Annotated in this window: 2 protein-coding genes; both read right to left on the bottom strand. The window is 69.9% G+C overall.

Annotated elements, in window-relative coordinates; translation table 11 throughout:
- Positions 1-19: 19 nt before the first annotated feature.
- The gene (locus tag BIV01_RS12855; protein ID WP_070418429.1) at positions 20-292 is read right to left on the bottom strand and encodes an HPr family phosphocarrier protein; all 273 of its coding nucleotides are present in this window, start codon (positions 290-292) and stop codon (positions 20-22) included.
- Positions 293-368: 76 nt separating this feature from the next.
- A complete protein-coding gene (locus BIV01_RS12850) occupies positions 369-1,139 on the bottom strand; it encodes a DeoR/GlpR family DNA-binding transcription regulator (RefSeq protein WP_071303090.1) in 771 nt (256 codons plus the stop codon).
- Between the last annotated feature and the right edge of the window lie 387 nt (positions 1,140-1,526).

Raw genomic sequence — 1,526 nt, 5'->3', positions numbered from 1 at the left:
CCTCCCGTCCGTCGTGTGGTCAGGCCGCGTCGTGGTCCGTCTTGAGGAACTCGACCAGGCTGTCCGCGGTGGTCTCGGCGTCGTCGCCGTTCACCGTGAGGGTGACCTCGTCGCCGTTCTCGATGCCGAGGCCGAGGAGCGCGAGGATACTGCCGGCGTTCCCGGACTTGTCGCCCTTCGCGATCGTGACCTGGTGGCCGGACGCGGTCACGGTCTGGACGAAGAGGGAGGCCGGGCGTGCGTGCAGGCCGGACGCGCTGGCGACGGTGACGGTGCGGGTGGCTTCGGACATCGATGTACTCCTGTCGATGGGTGGTTGGCTCATGGTAGCGAGCGCGGGGTGGGCGGTTCCGGGGCGGGACGCAGGGTCAGTCGCGGCCGGGCCAGAAGACCTCGGTGCCGGCGGCCTCGACCTCGCGGACGAGGTCGGCGTTCACGCCGGGGTCGGTGATGATCGTGTCGATCGCGGCGAGCGGGGCGACGCGGCCGAACTCCTCGCGACCGAACTTGGTGTGGTCGGCGAGCAAGATGCTGCGGCGCGCGGACTTGATCATCGCGGACTTCACGGCGGCCTCGGCCATGTTGTGCGTCGTGAGGCCCCGCTCGGGCGTGATGCCGTTGATGCTGATGAACGCGACGTCCACGCTGACCATCCCGATGAGCTGGTGCGTCCACGTGCCGACGCCGGCGAGCGAGTCGCTGCGGATGTTGCCGCCGAGCAGGTGCAGGTCGATGCCCGGCCGGTTCGCGACCGCCATCGCCACGGGCAGGGAGTGGGTCACGACGGTGAGGCCACGGTCGGTCGGGAGCATCTCGGCGAGGCAGATCGTCGAGGTGCCGGCGTCGATCATGACCGACCCGTTCTCGGGCAGCTCGCCGAGCGCGGCCTCGGCGATGACCATCTTCTCGGCCTGGTTGATGCCGCCACGGTCGCCGACCCCCGGGTGCAGGGTGATGCGTTCGACGGGGATCGCGCCACCGTGCGCACGTCGGACCAGCCCGCGGCGCTCGAGCGAGGTGAGGTCGCGGCGGATCGTCTCCGGGGTCACCTCGAGCAGCTCGGCGAGGTCCTTGACGTCGACCCGGCCCTGCGCACGCGCCTGTTCGACGATGCGCTGGTGGCGCTCTGGTGCGTACATCGGGGCCTCGTCGTCTCGGAAGCGGTGGGGGAGTCGGAACGGAACGGACACGACCGGGCACGTCTCCGGCGACAGCGACCCGAACGGATCCGCCGCCAGACGCAAACGGGCATCTGTTTCTGCATTTTTATCCCCGGATGTGTTTGTTTGTCAACGTGGATCGGGGTATGGTGCTGCTCAGCCGCACCGGCGGGGTCCCGTCTCCGCGCTGCGCGCACCGAACGAACCACCCCACCGCAAGCGCGCGTGAGATGAAGGAGTCTCGAATGTCCGAACTGCTCGGCACCGGCGTCGGCCGTGGCGTCGCCCACGGCCCCGTGCTCCGCATGGCCGACCCGCTCGGCGAACCGTCGAAGGACGCCCTGACCGGTTCGGCGGACGACGCGA

Source organism: Curtobacterium sp. MCBA15_013 (assembly GCF_001865095.1).
Lineage (GTDB): Bacteria > Actinomycetota > Actinomycetes > Actinomycetales > Microbacteriaceae > Curtobacterium.
This window is presented reverse-complemented; position numbering and strand designations above follow the sequence as displayed.